The following is a 21306-nucleotide window of genomic DNA, read 5'->3' as shown; positions in this document are numbered from 1 at the left end:
GTTAACCGTCCAGTTCCTTGACGCTGATTTCGCCGGTTTCCAGATCCAGATCGCTGCGAATGTATAAATGTATCGGCAACGGCTGCGCCCACAAATCGCCTTCGATACGAAACGACAGCGCCTTGTGATTCATTTGATCATCGGCTTTTGCCAATTCTACCGACAGCGAGTCCGCCAAGATTCTCGGCTCGAAATCGTTAATTGCCTGCCGGACTTTACGTTCGATCTTTTTAACGTCAATCCCGGTCAGCGATACGCCGGACAAGACCGGTGTCCCGTAATTCAATACGGAACGAGCCACAAACGGATAGTCGGTCAAATTGACCATGCTCTCGAACGCTGCGGTATTCAGCAGCCAGCTTAAATCGCGCAATACGCTTTGCCGCAACTGGCGCAGAGACATGACACGTTGCTCGCGGGTTTCCGCGCGTTTATCGGGAGCTTCGTCGGTCAACCGATCCAGCAAGGACGGTTGGAGACGTTCCGCGTGCAGTAAATCGGCCATTATTCCAGCCCTGCCGGCGCATTGAATTCAATAGTACGGACATCTAACAGCGCGTAATCGTCGACGTCGGTAGCCAATAGGCGCTGTCCCTTGCCATGCATTAAACCGTCTGCGACTTCATTCCATTCGGTTAAACGGGACAGGCGGATGCGAGCGTCCGAGTCGGCTTCCGAACCCGGATAACGGCAAGGTATCAAGCCGCTGGCTTCGCCGCCATTGATCCAGGTAAATTGCGCCGGTATCCATACCAAATCGCGTAAATCGGTGGGTTTTTCCAGCTGTATCTTGCTGATCTGCATAAACGGCACCCAGTAGTAGCGGCCATTGACGACGGCCTCCAACACCGGTCCCAAACGGCTATCAGCGTCTGCTAGCCATTCAAACGGCGTACCGTCCAACGCTCCAGCGGTAGCCGGCGCCTGCTGTAAGGCATCAGTTCGTAATGCCACGGCCTGCTGAAAATCGCCGCTGTTTTCCCGTATTAGCGCTTCTAACAGTAAAGCCAGCCATGCTGGCGGCTCGCCAAAAATCAGCGGCGTTTTGCGTGCGGCAAACACGTCCTTACGTAAGGCTTCACAGAGTAAAACTTGTTCGTAAGTACTAACCATCAACAAGGTGGAGGCATCCAAGTCGCGCAACACATTAAGTTGATTTAGCGCCTTATCCCAAAGGCCCTGCACGCAATACAGCTGAAACAGCAGGATCCGCGATTTAGGATCGGCCGGATTTTGCCTGATGTACTGCTGGGTTTGCTGCAATGCCGCATCCAGCTCGCCTTCGGCGATAAGACGTGAAACATCCTGCATACGATTCTCCGATGAGTGCAAAAATAACCCCAGTGGTGTTGGTTCCACCGGGGTCGGGGATTACACGGTTTCGTTTTTCATCAAGTTCCAACCTTTGAATGCGCCAGCGGCTGGTGCGTCGCCTTCGCCGAAAGTGTTGTACTTCATTTTAACTTCGTTGAAGTTGATGGATATGCTCTCGTGAGGGCGGTCACCGCCGCTGGATTGGCTGTAGCCGCTGATGATAGCGTCGGCCAGTTCGATTTCCAGATACACTTGACCCTTGGCATCCGCGCCGCCGGTTTGGATGAAATGGAATGTTGCTGTACCCAAGCTTTTGCCGCAGATGGACTGCATCCACAGGTCGACGGACGCGATGTCCATGCTTTTAGTCAGGGTGACTTCGGAAAACGAAGGATTGCTGGTATCGCGGTCTTTGCCGACGCCGCTGGTCGAAATGGCACGACCTACGCCCATTTGCAAACTGTCTACGGTAATCCAGTCCGTATGGCTGGCTACGGTGCTATCGCCTTTAATTTCGGTCGCGAATTTTAATAAGATCATAGTGCTCTCCTTTCGAAGTTAGTGATAAAAATACAAACGGGCATCCACCCACAGATTTACAGCTCCGGCAAGCCGGGATATAAAACGACTAACCGCCACTGCCGGGAATTTCGTATTGCTGCCCCGGCAAATAGCGTACTTCCTAGCCTTATTCAACGAATAGGACTTAACCTTTTTGCGACGGTAATTTAGATGTCAGTCGCAAGGAAACCGTCAACCCTTCCAACTGATAGTGCGGTCTAAGGAAAAACTTAGATTGATAATATCCAGGATTACCCTCGACTTCCTCGACCACCACTTCCGCACCGGCCAATGGCCGACGCGCTTTGTCTTTTTCGGTGGCCACTGCTGGATTGGTCAACACGTATTGGCTGATCCAGGTGTTCAACCACGCCTGCATGTCTTGGCGCTCCTTGAACGATCCGATTTTGTCTCGAACGATGCATTTCAGATAGTGCGCAAACCGGCAGGTAGCAAACAAATACGGCAGGCGCGCAGCCAAGTTGGCGTTGGCGGTGGCATCCGGATCGGTGTATTCCGCAGGTTTTTGCAGCGATTGCGCGCCGATGAATGCGGCGAAATCGGTATTTTTTTTGTGCAACAAGGGCATGAAACCGCTTTTGGCCAATTCCGCTTCACGGCGGTCGGTAATGGCGATCTCGGTCGGGCACTTCATGTCGACGCCGCCTTCGTCGGTCGGAAACGAATGCACCGGTAATCCTTCCACTGCGCCACCGGATTCAATACCGCGAATCTGCGAACACCAACCGTAATATTTGAACGAGCGATTGATGTTGACTGCCATCGCGTAAGCAGCGTTAGACCACGTATATTTACTGCTATCAGCGCCCGAGGTGTCTTCCTCGAAATCAAACTCTTCGACCGGATCGGTTTTCGAGCCATAAGGTAAACGGCTCAGGAAGCGCGGCATAGCCAAACCGAGGTAACGGGAATCTTCGGACTCGCGCAACGAGCGCCAAGCCGCGTATTCCGGCGTTTGAAAAATTTTGGTCAAATCACGCGGATTGGCCAATTCGGACCAACTTTCCATTTGCAGCACCGATGGCGCCACGCCGGAAATGAACGGGGTATGCGCGGAGGCACTGATTTTTGCCATCTCGCCCAACAATTCCACATCGTGCGGACTGTGATCGAAATGGTAGTCGCCCACCAAGCAACCGAAGGGTTCGCCGCCAAAGGTGCCGTATTCTTCTTCGTACAGTTTTTTGAACAGCGGGCTTTGGTCCCAGGCGGTACCTTTGAATTTTTTCAGGGTTTTACCCAACTCGTTTTTGGTGATATTCAACACCCGAATTTTCAACATTTCGTCGGTTTCGGTGTTGTTGACCAAGTAATGCAAGCCGCGCCAGGCACCTTCCAGTTTTTGAAAATCGGGATGGTGTATGACGAGATTCAATTGTTCGGTGATTTTCTGATCCAGGCTGGCGATAATCGACTGGATCGTTTTTATGGCATCGTCGGATACTTTGGAAACATCCTGCAACGCATATTGCGCCAGCGTTGTTACTGCGGTATTGACCTGATTGGCTGCCTCGGTGCCTGGTTTGAACTCCTTGGACAATAATGCGGAAAAATCGTCCAACTCCAGGGTTTGGGTTGCGCCTTGTCCGCCTTGGGTTTCTAATTCGGCCATGGCTTACTCCCCTTTTCCTTCAGCGGCATCACCGCCTGCTTCCGCCGGTTTCGCTGACGCCGCCAAGGTTTGTAGCAACGCGGGGTCGTTAACTAACTTCGCGATTAATTCCTCCGCGCCGGTTTTACCGTCCATATAGGTAATCAAGTTGGACAACTGGGTTCTGGCTTCCAAGACTTTATCCAAGCCCGCCACTTTTTTGGCAACCGCTGCGGGAGAAAAGTCATCCATACTTTCAAAGGTGATATCGACATTCAAATTACCTTCGCCGGTCAAGGTATTGGGAACTTGGAATGCGACCCGTGGTTTCATCGATTTCAATCGATCATTGAAATTATCGACATCGATTTCCAACAATTTGCGATCCGCCACTGGTGCTAAAGGTTCGGCTGGCTTACCCGACAAATCTGACATGACGCCCATCACGAACGGCAACTGCACCTTTTTTTCGGAACCGTAGAGTTCAACATCGTATTCAATCTGTACCCGGGGTGCCCGGTTTCGTTGTATAAACTTCTGACTACTTTCAGCCATTGTATTCTCCGCTTGACATTAAGAAGGACTACCAAAAATCAGTTTCTAACTTGGGTCGGGACCCTTTATCGCACTTATTTGGGAAAGCGCATCCGGCATTAAGTTTTGGACGATTTCCAAGAAATCTGCAGTTGCCAGATGCTTGGCCCGACGCAACAAAATGGGCACGGGGCTAGACGGCTCGTAGTCCGCATAATATTTACAAAGCGCATCCAACGTTCTCACCACATCTTGGCGCGACTCAATGGCGCCGCTCACCGCTTTGGATTTAACGGGCTTTACCTCATCACCCGCCTCAGCGCTGCTGCCATCGTCGCTTGCCTCAGTCTCGGCGTCGTTGGACAACCGCGACCCCGCGTAATGATCGAAATCATCCCTGACTTCCTTCAGTAAAGCTTTCAACGGCGTCAATACCGCGCCTTGGCTGGCTCCGACTTTTTCGTTGACGAAAGCATCGATCCGCTCGACGATCTTGATACTGTCGACCAATGCCTGATAATTATCAGCTAACGCCGCGTCATCCATATCCAGAAAAGCCGCGTTGATAGCGCCGTTGTCTGGCTTTGTCATGCCCTTGGGCACTTCCAGCCGGTCGGTTGCGTACTGAATGTCACGCAAACAAAACCTGCCGATGGCTTTCGACTCGACCAGCACCGCCAAACTTAGAGGCCTGATTATCAGGTCGAAGCTGGCAAGCTCTTCCAAAATATTGATTCGCGACGTCGGATCCATGCCGTCGTCGGGATCGAGTTGAGGGTGTATGGAATCCCAATAACGAGTCAAGGACTCTTCCAGAAAGCTCAGTCCATCGCGAAAACCTCTCCAACCTTCAACATTGATCAGTGTCCGGATCAAGTACAAAATGACTTGCAAATCCTTGGAACGCTGCAATAACGCCAACGCCTCCTTGTAGACCTCGCGCCAGTTAGGCGGCAACGCCTTCTCGCCAGAAAACTGATTTTCCGGGGTACCTAAGATATTGGTGTCCAATGCCACTCTGGCATTGTCATACTCAAGGTTATCACCACAAGGCTGCTCCGCCGAAACAGGTTCTAGTAATCCGGACAAATCCGCCATTTTTAAGCCTCTATGGTAATCCAATTGTTAACATCAACCGATTGAAAAGCGGTAACGAAACCTTGTGCCTTGCGCCCCGTTTCTTACAATCGACCCAATTCTATAGTGCCCCGGACTTGTTACGCCTGTATTAAGCCCAAAACCAATTCGCATTAGTCTAGTCGGTTTTTCATGTCACGCTTTAAACTAAAAAAACCCTAAATGTCGCGGAATCTTATACCTATCAAGTTGCATTTGCTCATCAATAGATAAGGCATCGGGATCATTTAACATGCCAACTCATGAACCCTACGCCTACAAAACCGTAAGACATTGATATTACATAATTAAAAATTCAAACGGCGTGCTAAATCACAACATGCACACACCATTGCAGCGCCAAGTCGGCACGATATTTCGTAACGGATACGATATTCGGTACTTGCGGTGCCTGGCTACCGCGAGGGGAAATACCGTTTTCCATTCAAAAAATCCGTCCATTGTTTCGTGGTGCAAAAGCCTCTCGCGTTCTAGCGTCGCCGAATGCTCACATCGGCTGCTTCACATCTTGGGTCTATCTATACTAAGCGCACGTTGACAGCCATTCCCCAAAGACACTACCGACCACAGCCGTCCATCTGAGAATCTACGCGCTTATAAGATTGTTGAAGCGTATTTCTTCCAAAAGATACCGAGACCCAAGAATCCGGACGTAAGGGCAGCATCCTGATTTCGGCTTAACCACTAAATTCGGCGACTAATACGGTAATATTATCTCGACCGCTTCTGCTCAAAGCTTGGTTAATCAGGGCTTCAGCGGCCGACTGGCAACTGCCTGAGCCCATCAATTCCGCAATTTCGGCTTCCGATAATTCTTTATCCAAGCCGTCGCTACAGAGCAGATAACGATCACCGCCGGCAGCCTGAAAGCGCAGCACATCCAACGCCAGCGTCAATTGCCCACCCACCGCGCGGGTAATCACATTCGCTCCCACTTGCTGGGCCGCCACTTCCCGGGTCATCACACCAGAATCCATCAATTCGTCGATCAAGGTATGGTCGCGGGTAATCTGCGTAAACTCGCCTTGGCGTAATTGGTATAAACGGCTATCTCCCGCCCAAATGGCCGCGCACTGGTCGCCCTTGGCCAGCAAGGCGACTACAGTGGTTCCGACAATACTGCCTTGCTGAATGCCCGAAGCAAAACGGCATAAATCGTCGTTAATCTTATGTAATTTGCGGGAAACGGCTTCGACCTGATTATCCAGGTTTTCGGTAAATTCCAAGGTCGATAAAGAATCCACCACCAAGCGGCTGGCAACATCGCCGGATTGATGCCCACCCATGCCATCAGCAACCACCCACAGTCCCAGTGACGGGCAATCGAGCAAGGCATCCTCATTGTGCTTACGCTTATTGCCGACCACCGTAACCCCGTAGGAAGCCCACTTTGTCGAGTTTGGAAGCGTTATGTCCTGGCTCGCCGTTGCGCCTACCGCAGAGGCGCTCGGCTCTCTCTCGATTTTTTTGACGCTTTGGTCTTGGCGATAGCTCTGCACCTGCCAAGATCTGCCAGCCTGCGGCATACCCTGCAAAAAACTCGCGTAAGCATCGATAGGCGGCAAGCCTTCGCAAATCAGCAGATTGGGGCGATTCGACTGGCCGCCTTCACTCGCCCAAATGCTGTAACCCGGCATAAAGCGATCCAACAAACGCTGACTCAAGTGCGGAAACACTACATCCGTCTGATCCAGGCCCTCCAAATCGAAACGAAATGCGAGCTTGCCGTTAGATACCCCTAATCCGCCGCTAGAATCAGCTTGAAAATACTGCGGTGTCAGGCTGTCAGCCGAACCGATTTCCATCAGCCCCTTATCAAACCGGTCCAGATCGCAGGAGTCATTCAACACTGATAGCGCAGCGTCTTCCAATTGGGCAAACCATGCCGATTCCGGCGAAAACAATGACAACAAAGACTCCGCACTGACGGCTTGCGCCAACGTCAACGGATAATAGCGACCGACCCTATCCACACTGGGCATCATGACGCCGGCCCAGGCACTCGCACCGCACACGCCAGGTCTCAAAGCAAAGCGCCAAAGCGGGCTAACCAAAAACAAGGATAACCAACTCTCTCCTAATGTTTCCTGACTGGAACGCATCGACGCCTGTAACCACTGGTCCCATGGCTCGATAAAGTGCCTGGGCAGCCGCCGACTGACAAAATCGCCAAGGCCCGGCACTTTTCCGAAAAAGCCGACGCTCAACCCATCCATAGAACTCATAGTGACTCCGGACAACGAAAGCTTTGATATTCGCTGATGCCAAATGGATTATTGACACTGGCCGCGCGCAACTCAAATTTCGCGGTATAACCTTCCAGTTGTACGGTCAAATTAAAGCGGTCCGGCAGGCCAGTGGGTTGGATGTTGAATTCGTCGAACATCCTGAACAATGCCCAGGCCCCTTCCTTAGATTTGCTGACTTGTTTGCCGTCCAAACCTTCGAACACCACTCTGACCCCGGCACTATTATTGGTGCCGGGCCACTGAAACTTAGTGAGTTGCTCAGGGCCATGGCGATAAACCAACTCCTGGCCTTCTACATTTAACCTGAAGGTGCTGACTTTGTCGTCCAAGGCCAAGGGTTTTAACTCGAATTGAACTTGCGGCACCGCGCCGCCGCCGGGAAAAAATGCGTCACGAATTTTCGATGCAATCTGAAACTGGCGAATACTGGCTGCCGATAAGCCTAAAGCCTTATCCGAACTAAGCTCCTGCCACTGCACCGCTGCAGTATCAACAAATGCCTTGAGGTTAGCGTTAAAAAACTGATCAACAATCCCGTTAGCGGCAAAAACTTTGCCGAAATCAGCCATCAATACATCCTGCTGAGTATTTTTTGCAAACGGATAACGGCCGGCCAAAGCACTTTTGCACGGCATCGTCACCGCTGTTTTCAACATTTCGTTGAGTTGCCCTTTCGCGCCGGTTTTGATTTGTTGCCCGCCCGTGCTGGTCAACGCATTCAGCGAGGCTGCAACCGGACCGGGCAAACGGGCAAATTCCATTTTGGCTGCTTGCAACGGATCGACACCGCCGCCGGCAAATCGCGCCGCTTCGGTAGACAAGGCTTGACCGCCACTATTGGGTGCCGACCCAATCTGCATCAGATAATCGTGCAGATTTTTGATACTCGCCATCGTCGCATTGATCGGAGCAGGCCTGTCGGCAGCGCCCCGTACTTGCATATTGTAAGGTTCGAAGTAAGTTTCCAAAGCCTTGACCGGGTCCACACCGCCGTCGCTTTGTTTTGCCATCGCCAGCAGTTTTTGGGTAGCAGCCTCCGGAACCGCCAAGGCTCCGCCGGTGGATTTTGCCAACGCATCGGCCAATTCGGACGAGAGCTTGCTTAACGCGGTATTTTTTTCGACCAACTCCAACAAAAGCTTCAATGGCGAATCGGGGCGCGACAGCAGATCCAGCGTATCTACCAGCTGATTATTGCTGGGCTGCGGGCGGAACTTAACCGCCATCAGCACGCTATCCCAGGTCTTTTGGTAATCTCCCAAATACAGGCGTTTGAAATCGCTATATAAACGATCAATTTCGACAGGCGTACTTGCGCCGTTTACGCCAAGTACCCAATTTTGTTCGCTGGCTTCCTTGACGTAAACCATGCCTTTTTTCAGAAACAACTCCGTATAACCGTAACTGCTAAACAAGCCGGGGACCACCAATGTATCCAATTCCTTGCCGTTCGCGGTAAACACTCGGCCGCCATTCGGCGCTAATTGTCCGGCAACCGAAATGTCGTGGCTGCGATCAAACAGCGCCTCACTTTTAAAACGGCTATAAAGTTGATTGACCAGAGGAATTTGCGTCAATTTATTACGCACTGCGTCGACAAAACTGTTATCGATAGCAGCTGGATCCAAATTCAAAGCCAACAAATTATCCAGATGTAACTGTAATTTGGCTTGGGTCTCCGGGTCGGTGGCGAACATTTGCTCCCAATCCAATTTCACCCAAGGCTGTGCAACCTTTGCGTCCATCCGTTGCGGCTCGCCGAACATCAGATAAACACGCAATAATTGGTAAAGTACATCCAGATTTTTGCCTTCATCGCTTTGCATACGCTCTTTCAAGCGTAGCGTAATCAAGGCTTGAAAATTTTCACGAAGCAAGCGCTGATAGGCAATATCGATGGCTGAATCGATTTTGTCGCCTTGGTATAAACCAAAACCGCTGCTCCAGCCGGTTTGTGCATACACGTCTTTGGCGGCTTGTAAGGCATTAAGCTTGGGCAACAAGGCCAAAAAACCGGAGCGCGAATCGGTGGGAACAAGATTACTGGCTCGGTAAATTTCTACCTGTTTTTCGACATCGGCAATCGCCGACTTATTCGTGGCAAAACTGACCATCCACACCACTACCGCTATTGCCACAAGCGCAAAGGTGGCGGCAAAGCCGGCGAGGTTCATCAAACGAAAACGCCGCTCGACCTTTGGATCCACGCCAACCAATTCGGCTTCGGGAAACACGACTTGCTTCAGAAGCTTAGTCAGAAAATAGCTTTTACCGCGCCCGCTCATTAACGGTGTTGCTTGCCTTTCCAATCTAAAGCTTGAGGCCAACGCCGCCATCACTCTATCTATCGGCGTACCCTCTTGGGTGCCGCTGCTGAAATAAACGCCGCGTAACAGGAAAGGCTCTTCGTAGCGATTGGTGGCAAATGCGGCATCCAAAAATCCGGTTGCCACCGATTTGAACAACATCATTTGTTGCGGAAAATCGAAAATAGCCGTACGCCGCTGCACATCGCGCTCTTCCTGGATACGCTTCAAACGGCGTTGTACCAACCTCTCGGTCAATTCGTCATAGGCCTTTTCGAATTGCACCAAGTGAGCGGCCAGATCCTCTTTATCGTTGTCGGCACGAATAAATGTCTCACCCCACACCTGGCTACGGTCGTCTTCGGTTAAATTGGCGAAAAAATCGCTAAATCCCGCCACGAGGTCCACTTTCGTGAACAGCACGTAGACTGGCAATTGCACACCCAATTGCGCATTAAGTTCCGTAATCCGCCGCCTGATTGCTGCGGCATGTTGGCGTAATTCTTCCTCGGTCTGCTGAATTAAATCACTGACACTCACCGCCACAAATACCCCGTTCAGAGGGCGGCGTGGTCGATATTTTTTTAACAGCTGCAAGAAACCGTGCCAGGCGGTAGCATCCACTTCTTGATGGCTATCTTGGGTGGTGTAGCGACCGGCAGTATCCAATAACACCGCTTCGTCGGCGAACCACCAATCACAATCTCGCGTGCCACTAACGCCTTTTACCGAATGCTTGCCCAAGCGTTCGGCCAAAGGAAAATGTAATCCGGAATTGATTAATGCTGTGGTTTTGCCGGAGCCCGGCGCACCGATAATGGCGTACCAAGGCAATTCGTAAAGATACTGCTTCCGACCGTGTTGTTTCGCACTGGTAGTTTTCAGTAAAGCCAAAGCCTCATCGAAACCGCGATTCAGCACATCCAGCTCGGCCGCCGAGGCCGATTGCGCATCGTTTGCATCATTGCCGCCAGCCAAATCGGCCATCAAACGTTGCTCGCGTTTGCGCGATAACAGCCACGCGACCAAGCGGTAAAGCAACCAACATCCGACTATGACGCTTATCGTTATAACCCGGCTTAAATCGGTCTCCAACGGCACACTGCCGGCAATTGCGATTAAAGGCCCGATAAACCAAATCAGTACCGACAAAATCACGATACCGATCAGTTCAAGCACCCACTTTGTTTTAAAAAAACTGATTATCCGTTCCACGCGGTATTCTCACTTAATCAAGATGTCGACGCGCCGATTTAGGGCTCGATGTTCGGGAGTGTCATTGGGTTCCAAAGGCTCGCCGTCAGCCCGGCCTTCCGCTCTGGCCGAACCTTTTAGTTGAGCGGATGCGGTCAAAATTGCCAGGACGTTTTTAGCGCGAGCCGCGGACAGATGCCAATTGGATGGAAAACGTGCAGAGACGATGGGTTTGTCGTCGGTATGTCCGGTTACCAAAATCGAGTCTTGTTCATTCTCGAGTTCTTTGGCGATTTTTTTCAACATCGGTAGAAACTCCGGTTTGACTTGATCGCTACCGGAGGGGAAGGAATTACGAACGCGAATGATGCTATCGTCGACCACTTCGACCATATTCTGGGCAATTTCATCGCGTAATAACGGTTTAAAGCGTTCCAATCTGTTGGCGATAACCGGTGCAGACGGAGTGATCGTAGCAGCCGTTGCCATTTGTACCGGCTCCTTGGCCAATTTCAGTAGTTCCCGATAGGCAGGATCGGATGCCGAATTAATAAAAAATGCAAAACCCAGATAACAAAGCAGCAACAGGCCACCTGCTACGCTGGCGAACACCCATAAGGGCACTTGCGTTATCAACGAGCTATTTCCGCTTTTTTGCCCTTGCCAGCGTGGCGACAGCTCCGTTGGAAAATCCCCTCTTACTCGCTGGATTAATTGGTATAACTCAAGCCGTTGTTTTTCCAATTCGTTGGCGCCATTGGCCATGACCCGATATTTGCCTTCGAATCCAAAACTTAACAACACATAGCAAAGCTCGATGAGTGGCAAATTTTGCGCGGGCTGTTTCACCAGATGTTCGAGTATTTGGAAGAAGCGTTCACCGCCCCAGGCTTCTTTATGAAATAGGATAAGCAGGCTTTGATGCCCCCAATTACTCTGTGAGCCCCAAGGCGTGTTTTGGATAATTTCATCCAGAAAAGTACATAAATCGTAGCTCGCCATACGCATGGTTTCTTGCTGAAACCCTGCATTCAAGCCACGGTTCTCGAATTCTCTGACTTCTTTAGCCAACTTTTGCTTTAGTTCATCAACCCCGGAATAGCTAACGGTTGTTCTAAGCCTGGCCGCCAAGGACAGAATGCCGGCTGATAAAGTCAATAATGAACCGCTATCCGCTCCGGAAAGCACACTGAGTGACGGAATGTTGATATTTGAGGTCGGCTGCTGGGGCGGCGGAGATGGCGGTATTTGTGTCACTGATGACTGCTGCGGCATTCGTCCACCTGGCGAAGGCCGCAACACTGTTTTGTCGTCATCGCCGAAAGGTCCTTGTTGCACCATGTCATCACCCTTTTTTTATTGCCCAGAATTCCAACTCCAATCCCGGAAAATTACCACCAATATGAAAGGCAAAACCGCCGGAATCCATCATCTTCTTCCAGTATGGGCTTTGCTTATCGAGTTCGAAATAAGAACATCCGGCGTGATACGGCAATTGCCTTGGGGCAACGGGCAAAGGATGAATTGAAATACCGGGCAGAGCAGCAGTGACCAATTGCGTGATCTCTTCCACCGGGCCAATTTTCACCTGCGGTGGGAAATGCGTGCGCAACATCTCCGAAGATACTTGCGCACTGGCAGCCAATACGTAGATTGCCTGCTCCAATAATTTCACATCGGGGCGACCAGAGTAATAAACCGACTGGCTATGTTTGGTTAAAGGAATTTGAATCGCATTTTGTTCAAGCACCATGCTTAACAGGCGCCGTAGCTCATCAATTAACGGGATAAAGCAAATACGCAAGTCGTCATGCCTATATTCGGGCAACACTGCGGGTCGCTTATTTTGACGGTAGAAGGTTGCTAGATCGCCCATCAACTGCAGGCACAAGGAAAACAAAGTCTCCGGATGTAGCAGCGCATCCCCCGCCAAATGTGCCAGCAAGGGTTCGTACCGATTGATGGTTTGCAGCAACATAAAGTCTGCAACCTCTGCGACGCCTGCACCTTGCGACGTTCCCGCCACGCGGGCTGCCAACGCCTCCCCTCTGGTATGCAACAGACCTTGCAACTCCCGGACGAAGCCGTTCAAAATACTACTGGCTGAAGACTGCAACACCACGGGAATGTATTTCTCATCCAGTACGACTGTTTTGTCGGCGCGCACCTCAACGATATTGGCGACCCCTAAGCACAGATAGCCCGATCTTTCTTGGTTGCCAAGCATAAGTCTCGGACGAATACTGCCTATTTGCACGGGATAACGTGCGTCGTACCCCGCGTTGTTGTCTCTGACATCCCTATGAGTGATGCGGTATCTCGCCAATCCATCGGGGTTATTGTCGCTATCAACTTCAACAGAGTCAGGACGACTCAGCGGCAATGCTAAATACACTACTTCATTGGCGATGCCTTCAGAGACATCAAGTGGTAGCGGCAGTTCGTCCTCGTTTGGCAAATGGAATGGGGTACCATCCTGGAAAATCCCTCTAGCAGCTGCCAGAGTGATTTTTCCTATCGCCAATTGCCCTGCATCTAGTTTTAGCGACGAAAATCCCCAATCATATGCCCTGATTCCATAGCAACGACCATCAATACGACTTTCAAGATAACGATCATGTTGTTGAAAGTGCTGAGGTCTAAGGAACATGCCTTCTGACCAAACAATCCGGTTATTGATTGACATACTCTATTCGGTACCGTTTATTATTTATTAACAATGACTTATGAAATTTTCGCTACCAATTCAATTGAGTTGAGTTGCAAACTTTCACCGCCTCGCAAATAGACGCATCTGCTTTTCATAAGCTTCAGCGAACTCTTCTCCAAAAAATCCTTCAATTGCTTGTGTTTTCAGTTCCGGATATTTTTCGCAAAAAAGCTCCCAACACTTGGCTTTTCGCTGAAAAACAATCCCTTCGCCCAACACCTTTTCGAAGGTGTCTGGGTCGAAACGATGCAAAATTTCCCCTAGTGCAGCCTGAATACCTGCCGTCATCGCCAATTGATGAAACTTAACATCCCTGAACGCTTCAGTTACCGCATCATTTGAATTTATAAACGCGGGATTATTCGGTGCGAGCATCAGCTTCAGTACGCTTTCCACATCTGGGTTAAATTTTAGCGGGTTATTGTCAAATGAGCGGATTGTGGTGACGGAAACTCGAAATTCACTTTTCATTTCCGCGCGTGCGCGTAGAACGTCCATCAAGCCTTCGATCAAATTTCGGAATAACACACCGGTCGCTTTCATCGCCTCCGGCCACTGCTCTTCCGTCAAAAACGATTGATCTTTTATTCCCGCACCATCCAGAAACATCTTCATGAGCGTCGCATCACCCGATTTAGACCCAATAAATGGTTCCGTATTGGGTGCTAGCGTAATCTCTACACTGGCTTGCGAAGCCGCCTGCCCATCTTCACGCTCAATAACAGGCGTATTTTGGAATACGTCTTTAGAATCTAACGCTATGCTCGAAGGAATAGGCTCGGATAAATTTATTGTTTCCAAACTTGGGAACTCTAACCCGGAAGACTCGCTGAGGGGTGCATCCAACGCACCTAAGGAATCTAAGCCTTTTAAGAATTCGGCAATATCTTTACCATCTCTCTGGGGAGGTAGCACCTCGGGCGCGGTAAAGCTATCGTGAAAAGGGGAAGCAGGAGGACGCTCTCCGAAGGGAGAACTCGCTACGTTATTCGGAATCGAGAAATTCAGAGGTTCGTTGACTATTGACTGTTGATCATTTTGAAACGGTTGGGCAAATGGTGAAGGCGAAATACTCTCGACGCTAATGGGTGAAGCTGGTGATATTTTGGCTGATGGCTGTTCTACAATAATCTCATATTCTCCGATCCGCAAAATTTCACTATCTAATAACCTTGTTTGTGCATCGTTTATATTCAGTCCGGCATTTGATAAATATGTACCATTTTTACTTGTGTCTTTTATTAAGTAACCACCGTCCTCATAAATGATTTCAGCATGGTGGCCTGATACAAAGTTTTCCGCATCAGGCAATACCAAGGTATTTCCTGCTTTTCTGCCTATTGTTCCGCCTAACTGACCGAATTCGGCACTCAATTCAGTAGGTAGTGGTAAACCTTTGTAAGAAAGTACTTTTAAGATAATTGGCACGATTGTCGTCCTACCGTTAGCATTAGTTAAATAGCTTAGCAACTTACGTCAGCTTTTATCTAAAAACTTAGTCATTTTATAGCAGTCTAATCTTATCAATTGTGCGATTCTCAATCAGAAGAACAGTCATCGCAGATTATTAGTTGTCGAAATTATAGTTATATGATGGACGGAAAACTCCTGCTTTAGTAGCTTCTAAAATATGTCGCCTTTCAAACGAGGAATGCAAACTGACTCCGCCGACTTTGCCTTTTTAATCTCATTGTAGGAACGCATTTTTATATAAAGAGATTCCTGTCGCTACTTAATATCCCGGCGAGTTGAGCGGGGATATTAAAGGATCAGATTATCTTATGAGCTTGAGAAGCTCCCAAACATCAAAGTAAGTAATTTACAGTTCTGTAAGATTAAGGATAACAACGGCGGTGATGCATTAAGCTAGCGGCAGTTTCGGTAACGTTTCGGGCCATTAGTTACCTTTCTGATTTCGTCGCTTTGGGAGTCTCTGATTAATTCGTAACATCGAATTTCAGCGTAAATTAAATCAATGATGGGCACCTAGTTGTCTTGCAAAACCGAAGTAATCAGAGGTTCTTTGCAACATAAACTCCTTTTAATTCATTTTTTCCTGAATATACCAACAACCCTCCTAAGACTCGCCTTGCTCATATTTGGGTTTGCATTTCACTTTTGAGTAATAACCAAAATAGCTTTCGTTAAAACGTCATCCTATTTTGTATTTTTTAACTTTTCCTCTCCGCCAGTCACTAAACCAGACATACATTCGACTACGCTTTCGACATAATTTGAATGTGCTTCTGCAAGCTCTTTGGCTGCACCGAAACTTTCTCGTAATTCGATTAATGTTTTTTGTGGATCCGTTGACTTATTAATATCCAACATTTTCGCGTAATTTTTATATGCTTTACGCCTTTCAGGATCTAATATGAATAACCCTGGCATAGCATTCGACGAAGTATCGACGACACATTTTGTCATTAATTCCGGCTCAATTCCGTAGTCCTTAATATCTTTATCTTTCTTCATCTGTTCCAATACTACGGACTGATATTCTTCTTTTTCCGAGCAACCGCTCAACACTAAAACCCCCACAATTACTAGCACTTTTTTCATTTTTAACATTTTCCTGCGGTTTCCGAGCATATTACCTAAAAAAAACCCCCGCTATCTTTCAATAGCGAGGGCTTTCAATTTCTTCCTAAGTATTTCGACTTAGAACACTTTCACTATTAGATGAAAGTTGGGATCAGAGGAGCATCAACTGTTACCAATTGACGGTTACCTTTTTCATCCCAGAAGAACAACAGACCTGCGAAACGGCTGTCTGGATCGTAGATCAAGTCAGCTAAACGATATACTTCCCATGCAGCGTCAGAAGCAGTAACTTCGATTGTGCGTGTTTCGCCTGGAGCCAGAGGGCTGTTATCGCTAACAGTTAAACCTTCTTCAGCCAGCAAATCGTCTGGGTAAGCTGTATCATCTTCATGAACAGCTGGATCCAAGAAACGTACACCTGCAGTGTTGAACTCGCCCAAACGTACAGCTGAGTCGCCGTTGTTTGTGATGGTCAAGGTCATTTGCATTGCACGACCTGGTACACGGTATGTAGCGTCATCAACTTTAACTGAAACGTTAGCTTCAGGCATTTGATAAGTTTTCATGCCGCGCAACAAACCAGCTTGCAAAGGAGTTGTTACAGGGTATTTTTCGTTGGTTGCACCCATAGAGGCAGCAACGATTACCATCGTACCGACAGCGAAGATCATACCAACTTTTTTGTCGCCGGCTGAGATCAAAGAATCTGCTTTACCTGTGCTAACAGCGATATGACGTGGAACGAACAATGGACGTTTGATCCAGAACAACAACCATGCGAACGCAATAGCAAACCATACTGCGTGCCAGAAATAAACGTTGTCCAGAGCATAGTTTTCCAAGTTGATTGTTTGACCAGTCAAAGTAGTAACTGGGTTAACAAACTCGCTCATAGAACCAGTAATGGTTACCCATTTACCTGGACCGATGATAGGACCACCGCCTTGTACGTTCATCATAGAGTGAACGTGCCAGTCACCTGGACGACGAGCTTTCAACAGAACTTTAAACTCATAAACTTCGCCCAATTCCAGAGACACTGAACGAGGAACCAATTGACCGCCGATCCAAGAACCTGCACGGATAAATACAGGACCAGGAATACCAACGTTCAAAAATGAAACTTCTGGTTTATCAACAGTTTCCGGCCAGCCTGCGAATACCAGGAATTTACCGGAAATTGTCATAGTTTCATTAACAGGCACTTCTTCTTTTGACCAGTTCAGGTCAAACCAGTGAATCGTCCGCATACGCATGAACGCAGCCTGTGATTTTTCACCGTGAGCAGATGCTGTTGGAGCATAGAACATCGCTGCTGTCATTGCGACCAACAGTGCGACAAAGGACAGTTTTGCAACTTTGTCTTTTATTATTTTCATATTTCCTCCTCTATCACTAGAGAATTTTAATTAAGACTTTCTGGTAGCTATCTAGAACCACCAGGTTCATTTTCTTACTATTCTTCTAATTAAGACGCGTCGTCAGCGATGAAGTCGGTTTTAGCGAACCATCTGCCGAAGAAGTGCCACAAGAAGTAAATAATGATAGAAACGAATCCAGAGAAGAACGCTGATACTGGAGCAACGTCTTTACCGAAAGTTCTTAATGTACCTTTCTCTACCATACGGATGTACTCAGGTGTACCGGTACGAACATAGTGGTAACCTTGTAAGTCAGCCAAAGTCATCATCATGCCGTTGTACTCTACAGGCACGTGCAATGGAGCGATAACAGGCCAGTTACCTGGGTAGAACAACAAGCCGTAAGCCAAACCACCTAATACAGCAGTCAGAGTCATGCTGTTACCCAACATCAGGATAACGTCAAGAACGATAGCGCCTGGCAGCAGGTTAGATGGGAAGCAGATGTTAACTGGGAAGTATGTCCAGCCCCAGAAGTTCATGTAACGGTTGATCCACTCACCAATCATCAGAGCAACAACAGACAAAGTTGCGCCAATTGGTAAACGGTATCTCCACCACAAGCATGCTTGAACAGCCGCAGGGAACGTAATAGAAACGATAGGAGCTACGGTTACCCATAGACGTCTATCTTTCCAGTCGGTCCAGAAATCCCAGTCACCGCCAGTCAACATATAGTGAATGTGGTAACCGCCCAGAACCGCTGTGAACAGTGTAAAAAGAATCATCCAGTCGAACGTACGGGAAACTTGTACCGCTTCCGCACGTGAACGTACAGCTGATTGAGATGCGCTCATTAGCTTACCTCCTAAAGAATTAAAATTATATTTTTTTCACTTCTCTTTATCCTACCGCCACTTAAACAAAGCAGCGGCAGGAAAGGAGATAGTATTTTTACTTTTAAAGATAAGCTATTAAGCCAGATCTTTTTTCAGCAATTTTGCAATTGCCATTACTTCGGTGTTCACAACACCCATTATAGCCAGAGCAGCCCAACCAAAGAATACGAAACCGTAGTGCAATGGAGCAACGAACAACTCTTCCATAAACCAGAATGTGTGACCCCATTCGTTCAAACCTACGTTAGGCAGGATCATGAATGGACCGATAACCGCAATCAAATACATCAAGTGCAGACCTTCATGGTAGGTAGGCAATCTTGTTTTTGCATACATGAAAGAAGCTGAACCAGTGATGATGTAGATTGGGTATGACAGGTAGAACTCGATGATGTGACTTGGAGTAAAGTCAGTATCGCGAACGATAGTTTGGTGCCATGTGCCGTCTTGCTCTGTGAAGTAAGAAGCGCCCCAATAGATCGCCCAACCGTAGCAAACCAACCATGTCCAGTGTGTGAAGTGACGACGCAATTCTTCACGTGGAGTGATTGACATGACTTTACGGTCACGAGTTTTCCAGATATAGCCATTGATACCAGCAAACAACAGTACTTCGATAACGATCTCGATATACAGCATGTTCATCCAGTATGTTTCAAACTCTGGAGCAAATGAGTCTAAGCCAGCTGACCAGCCGTAAACACCTTCGTACCAACGAATGAAAGAATAAAAAACCAAGTACAGGGTGATACCTGCCCACAGGTTTTTTTGATTTAAAAGCGGTGCTTCCGCAGCATCAGCCTTAACTGATTCAGTTGTAGCAGCCATTTCTACCTCCTAAAAGATTATCTAAATCCCCGATCAAATCGGGAGTTCTTTGTTTTTCCATGTTATTAGCCTTCATTTCGAAGACACCCCGGTCCCTTGAGGTGCGTGGCAGTCTACCACTTGCCAAATCCTTGTCAAGATAAATTAAGCTAATTTAGCTGGGTGCGCGCTGTCACCCATTTGCAATTTTACTGTTAACAAAACTCGAACACCTATCTAAGCGACGTTTCGATAAAATTCCCGTTCGAATTCAATTAGGATAGATAGGTTACCAAATACTGTGCATGTGATAAGTCGCAGCCTAATTGATTGGATCCAAACTCCGCCATCTATCGCCTCGCATTTTTTCTTACCCCCCCACTTGTGTTTCAGGCACCAAAAAAACATCTAGCTCAAAACGTAGCGATCCAGTAAAAATTCACACCCAAGTAGTTTAATAAACCTTCACTTTGCGAAATGGATGAAACAGAATGACGGCATTATGAAGCTGTATTCAAACTGCAATTAGGGAAAACGATTCAGGAGCAACGGCTGAACGGTGACCCAGATTTGCCTGGACCTCTAGCAGAATGAGAAGATAGGGGGCGATGGGGCAAGCAGGTGTAAGCCGAGCAATCGGACCAACCGCGAATCAGCAATTGCGGACGGATAATAAATTACTAAAATAGATCTCTGCTTCTTATGCATTGTAGCGGCCGCCGACAGCAAGAATAGCCTACCACTGTAAGATGTTGCACAGCGCGACAACTACCAATCACGCCGAGACTATCCGAGACGCAACCAACTATATCGTCAATTTCTAGAACAACCAGACTTGCATTCGTTATAGGATTAACTGCTCCCTTAGTGCCTCTAAGAAAAAAGGTGCCCGAAGGATCAAAGTTATATCCTCACATTAGATCTAACCTGAGCTTTTGAAAAAATCAGTTTCAAAAATTGCTCAAAGGCGAGCTAGTAACGGGATTGAGCTTGGCATGATGCTCCCAAAGAGTCTGTTGGATGGATTCCGGAATGTCGAGTTGATCGCGGATGCGCTTGTACGGTCGTTGCGGGGCGTAGTATTTTTATTGATTTTGGTGCCGTCGTGGCGTTTTTCTCTGGAGTGGTTGAAGACAGGGTGTCGAGGGTGATCGGTAATATAGCGAACCAAGTGATGATTGAGAAATTCAGAACCATTGCTCGAGTCCGGGTATCGCAATCGAAGCCCTTCAACGGGAACAGCTACAAACCGGATCTACTCCAGAACACCTTGAGAGCTCTTATTCCAAGTGCCCATACTTCGGTTCAGCCAGCTAAAAACCCAGTCATGGCTAAGGTCCAGACGAAATCCCAGGCCACCAAATTGCCGCAGTGAGCAACCGTACCGACCTCTACTAAGCTTGGCGGAGCTTCGTCTAAATGATGCTTGCGAATGGGATTTTGAGCGGTTAACAGCTAGCCAGGCTTAATGCCGGACAAACCCTTGGGATGTAGGACGCGCAAATGATTGGGTAAGCGCCCAGGATCGCCGCCTTCAAGCGCCTGCCAAACGGTTGACGCTGTTGAACCCGATGCACTTCAACGGTCCTGGCAACACCTCGGCTTGATATTTTGCTTGGGTCCAGGCCGTTTGGCTGGCGAAGCGGCTGGTTTGGCATTTCGATTCAGCAAACGAACGCCGCGAAACCGTGGAAACGAAGCATTATCAATCGCAGGTTGAATAGCCCCCAGAAGCTGCAGGCCGGGCGGGTTTTCGCAGCAAAATGTAAAAAACCTGCATGGCATTGCGACACCACTTCAAGTCATGCGACAGTCAACATCCGACCTTGTGCTGGGTCGGAACGAGGTGACGTGGACGAAATCGGAGCGCTGAAGGCATAAACGGTCGCGTCATTTTTGCCGATTTTTCTAACAAGATGCCTGAAAAAATCTGTCGGCAAAATAGCGATTCTCCTGTAGCGTTTCCTTTAATTGGCGCACAGAACCAAGACTGCAGACCTATAGCTTTGCGGTCACGCTCGCCAGCAAATTATTAAGCTCACCTTTATTAAACAGATCGATGACGATGTCGCAGCCGC

At 48.5% G+C, this 21306-nt stretch carries 15 protein-coding genes; all 15 read right to left on the bottom strand.

Features of this window, described 5'->3' with window-relative positions; all coding sequences use genetic code 11:
• Position 1 precedes the first annotated feature (1 nt).
• The 15 genes from tssE to amoC all read right to left on the bottom strand — a co-directional run bounded on the left by tssE (position 2) and on the right by amoC (position 19249).
• A complete protein-coding gene (gene tssE, locus CWO84_RS12930) occupies positions 2 to 505 on the bottom strand; it encodes a type VI secretion system baseplate subunit TssE (protein WP_033159218.1) in 504 nt (167 codons plus the stop codon).
• Positions 505 to 1311, bottom strand: a complete 807-nt coding sequence (locus CWO84_RS12925; protein WP_101053069.1) for a type VI secretion system accessory protein TagJ — start codon at positions 1309 to 1311, stop codon at positions 505 to 507. Before CWO84_RS12925 ends, tssE begins: the two co-directional genes overlap by 1 nt.
• Positions 1312 to 1371: 60 nt before the next feature.
• Positions 1372 to 1854 (bottom strand): type VI secretion system tube protein Hcp, encoded by a 483-nt coding sequence (locus tag CWO84_RS12920; protein WP_101053067.1) that lies wholly within the window; start codon positions 1852 to 1854, stop codon positions 1372 to 1374.
• A 166-nt stretch (positions 1855 to 2020) separates the two neighbouring features.
• Positions 2021 to 3508, bottom strand: coding sequence for a type VI secretion system contractile sheath large subunit (gene tssC, locus CWO84_RS12915; protein WP_101053065.1), 1488 nt, complete (start codon positions 3506 to 3508; stop codon positions 2021 to 2023).
• A 3-nt stretch (positions 3509 to 3511) separates the two neighbouring features.
• Positions 3512 to 4042 carry a type VI secretion system contractile sheath small subunit gene (gene tssB, locus CWO84_RS12910; RefSeq protein ID WP_033159221.1) on the bottom strand — a complete coding sequence of 177 codons (531 nt, stop codon included), beginning with the start codon at positions 4040 to 4042 and terminating at the stop codon, positions 3512 to 3514.
• 45 nt (positions 4043 to 4087) lie between these two features.
• Entirely contained in the window at positions 4088 to 5119 is a 1032-nt protein-coding gene (tssA, locus tag CWO84_RS12905; RefSeq protein ID WP_033159222.1) for a type VI secretion system protein TssA, read from the bottom strand.
• Positions 5120 to 5835: 716 nt separating this feature from the next.
• A complete protein-coding gene (gene tagF, locus CWO84_RS12900; RefSeq protein ID WP_101053063.1) occupies positions 5836 to 7383 on the bottom strand; it encodes a type VI secretion system-associated protein TagF in 1548 nt (515 codons plus the stop codon).
• Positions 7380 to 10892, bottom strand: coding sequence for a type VI secretion system membrane subunit TssM (gene tssM / locus CWO84_RS12895; RefSeq protein ID WP_240618041.1), 3513 nt, complete (start codon positions 10890 to 10892; stop codon positions 7380 to 7382). The genes tagF and tssM overlap by 4 nt, the downstream gene beginning before the upstream one ends.
• A 45-nt stretch (positions 10893 to 10937) precedes the next feature.
• Positions 10938 to 12248 (bottom strand): type IVB secretion system protein IcmH/DotU, encoded by a 1311-nt coding sequence (icmH, locus tag CWO84_RS12890; protein ID WP_101053059.1) that lies wholly within the window; start codon positions 12246 to 12248, stop codon positions 10938 to 10940.
• A 4-nt stretch (positions 12249 to 12252) separates the two neighbouring features.
• The gene (gene tssK / locus CWO84_RS12885) at positions 12253 to 13593 is read right to left on the bottom strand and encodes a type VI secretion system baseplate subunit TssK (RefSeq protein WP_101053057.1); all 1341 of its coding nucleotides are present in this window, start codon (positions 13591 to 13593) and stop codon (positions 12253 to 12255) included.
• An 84-nt stretch (positions 13594 to 13677) separates the two neighbouring features.
• Complete coding sequence (gene tagH / locus CWO84_RS12880; protein ID WP_165786316.1) at positions 13678 to 15045, bottom strand: type VI secretion system-associated FHA domain protein TagH; 1368 nt, start codon at positions 15043 to 15045, stop codon at positions 13678 to 13680.
• A gap of 729 nt (positions 15046 to 15774) precedes the next feature.
• On the bottom strand, positions 15775 to 16179 hold the full coding sequence (locus CWO84_RS12875; RefSeq protein ID WP_101053096.1) for a hypothetical protein: 405 nt from the start codon (positions 16177 to 16179) through the stop codon (positions 15775 to 15777).
• 116 nt (positions 16180 to 16295) lie between these two features.
• Entirely contained in the window at positions 16296 to 17540 is a 1245-nt protein-coding gene (gene amoB, locus CWO84_RS12870) for a bacterial ammonia monooxygenase, subunit AmoB (protein WP_033159226.1), read from the bottom strand.
• Between the two features lie 89 nt (positions 17541 to 17629).
• Positions 17630 to 18379: a bacterial ammonia monooxygenase, subunit AmoA gene (amoA, locus tag CWO84_RS12865; protein ID WP_101053053.1), complete on the bottom strand. Its 750-nt coding sequence runs from the start codon at positions 18377 to 18379 to the stop codon at positions 17630 to 17632.
• A gap of 117 nt (positions 18380 to 18496) precedes the next feature.
• Complete coding sequence (gene amoC, locus CWO84_RS12860) at positions 18497 to 19249, bottom strand: bacterial ammonia monooxygenase, subunit AmoC (protein WP_033159228.1); 753 nt, start codon at positions 19247 to 19249, stop codon at positions 18497 to 18499.
• Positions 19250 to 21306: the final 2057 nt, after the last annotated feature.

The sequence above is a fragment of the Methylomonas sp. Kb3 genome, assembly GCF_002834115.1.
In the GTDB taxonomy this organism is placed as follows: domain Bacteria; phylum Pseudomonadota; class Gammaproteobacteria; order Methylococcales; family Methylomonadaceae; genus Methylomonas; species Methylomonas defluvii.
The sequence above is the reverse complement of the archived record's forward strand: the minus strand, read 5'-3'. Positions and strand labels throughout refer to the sequence as shown.

Bases quoted from the DNA above. Each gene is read 5' to 3' on its own strand.
- tssE (WP_033159218.1), bottom strand. From the start codon at position 505: ATGGCCGATTTACTGCACGCGGAACGTCTCCAACCGTCCTTGCTGGAT.
- CWO84_RS12925 (WP_101053069.1), bottom strand. From the start codon at position 1,311: ATGCAGGATGTTTCACGTCTTATCGCCGAAGGCGAGCTGGATGCGGCA.
- CWO84_RS12920 (WP_101053067.1), bottom strand. From the start codon at position 1,854: ATGATCTTATTAAAATTCGCGACCGAAATTAAAGGCGATAGCACCGTA.
- tssC (WP_101053065.1), bottom strand. From the start codon at position 3,508: ATGGCCGAATTAGAAACCCAAGGCGGACAAGGCGCAACCCAAACCCTG.
- tssB (WP_033159221.1), bottom strand. From the start codon at position 4,042: ATGGCTGAAAGTAGTCAGAAGTTTATACAACGAAACCGGGCACCCCGG.
- tssA (WP_033159222.1), bottom strand. From the start codon at position 5,119: ATGGCGGATTTGTCCGGATTACTAGAACCTGTTTCGGCGGAGCAGCCT.
- tagF (WP_101053063.1), bottom strand. From the start codon at position 7,383: ATGAGTTCTATGGATGGGTTGAGCGTCGGCTTTTTCGGAAAAGTGCCG.
- icmH (WP_101053059.1), bottom strand. From the start codon at position 12,248: ATGGTGCAACAAGGACCTTTCGGCGATGACGACAAAACAGTGTTGCGG.
- tssK (WP_101053057.1), bottom strand. From the start codon at position 13,593: ATGTCAATCAATAACCGGATTGTTTGGTCAGAAGGCATGTTCCTTAGA.
- CWO84_RS12875 (WP_101053096.1), bottom strand. From the start codon at position 16,179: ATGAAAAAAGTGCTAGTAATTGTGGGGGTTTTAGTGTTGAGCGGTTGC.
- amoB (WP_033159226.1), bottom strand. From the start codon at position 17,540: ATGAAAATAATAAAAGACAAAGTTGCAAAACTGTCCTTTGTCGCACTG.
- amoA (WP_101053053.1), bottom strand. From the start codon at position 18,379: ATGAGCGCATCTCAATCAGCTGTACGTTCACGTGCGGAAGCGGTACAA.
- amoC (WP_033159228.1), bottom strand. From the start codon at position 19,249: ATGGCTGCTACAACTGAATCAGTTAAGGCTGATGCTGCGGAAGCACCG.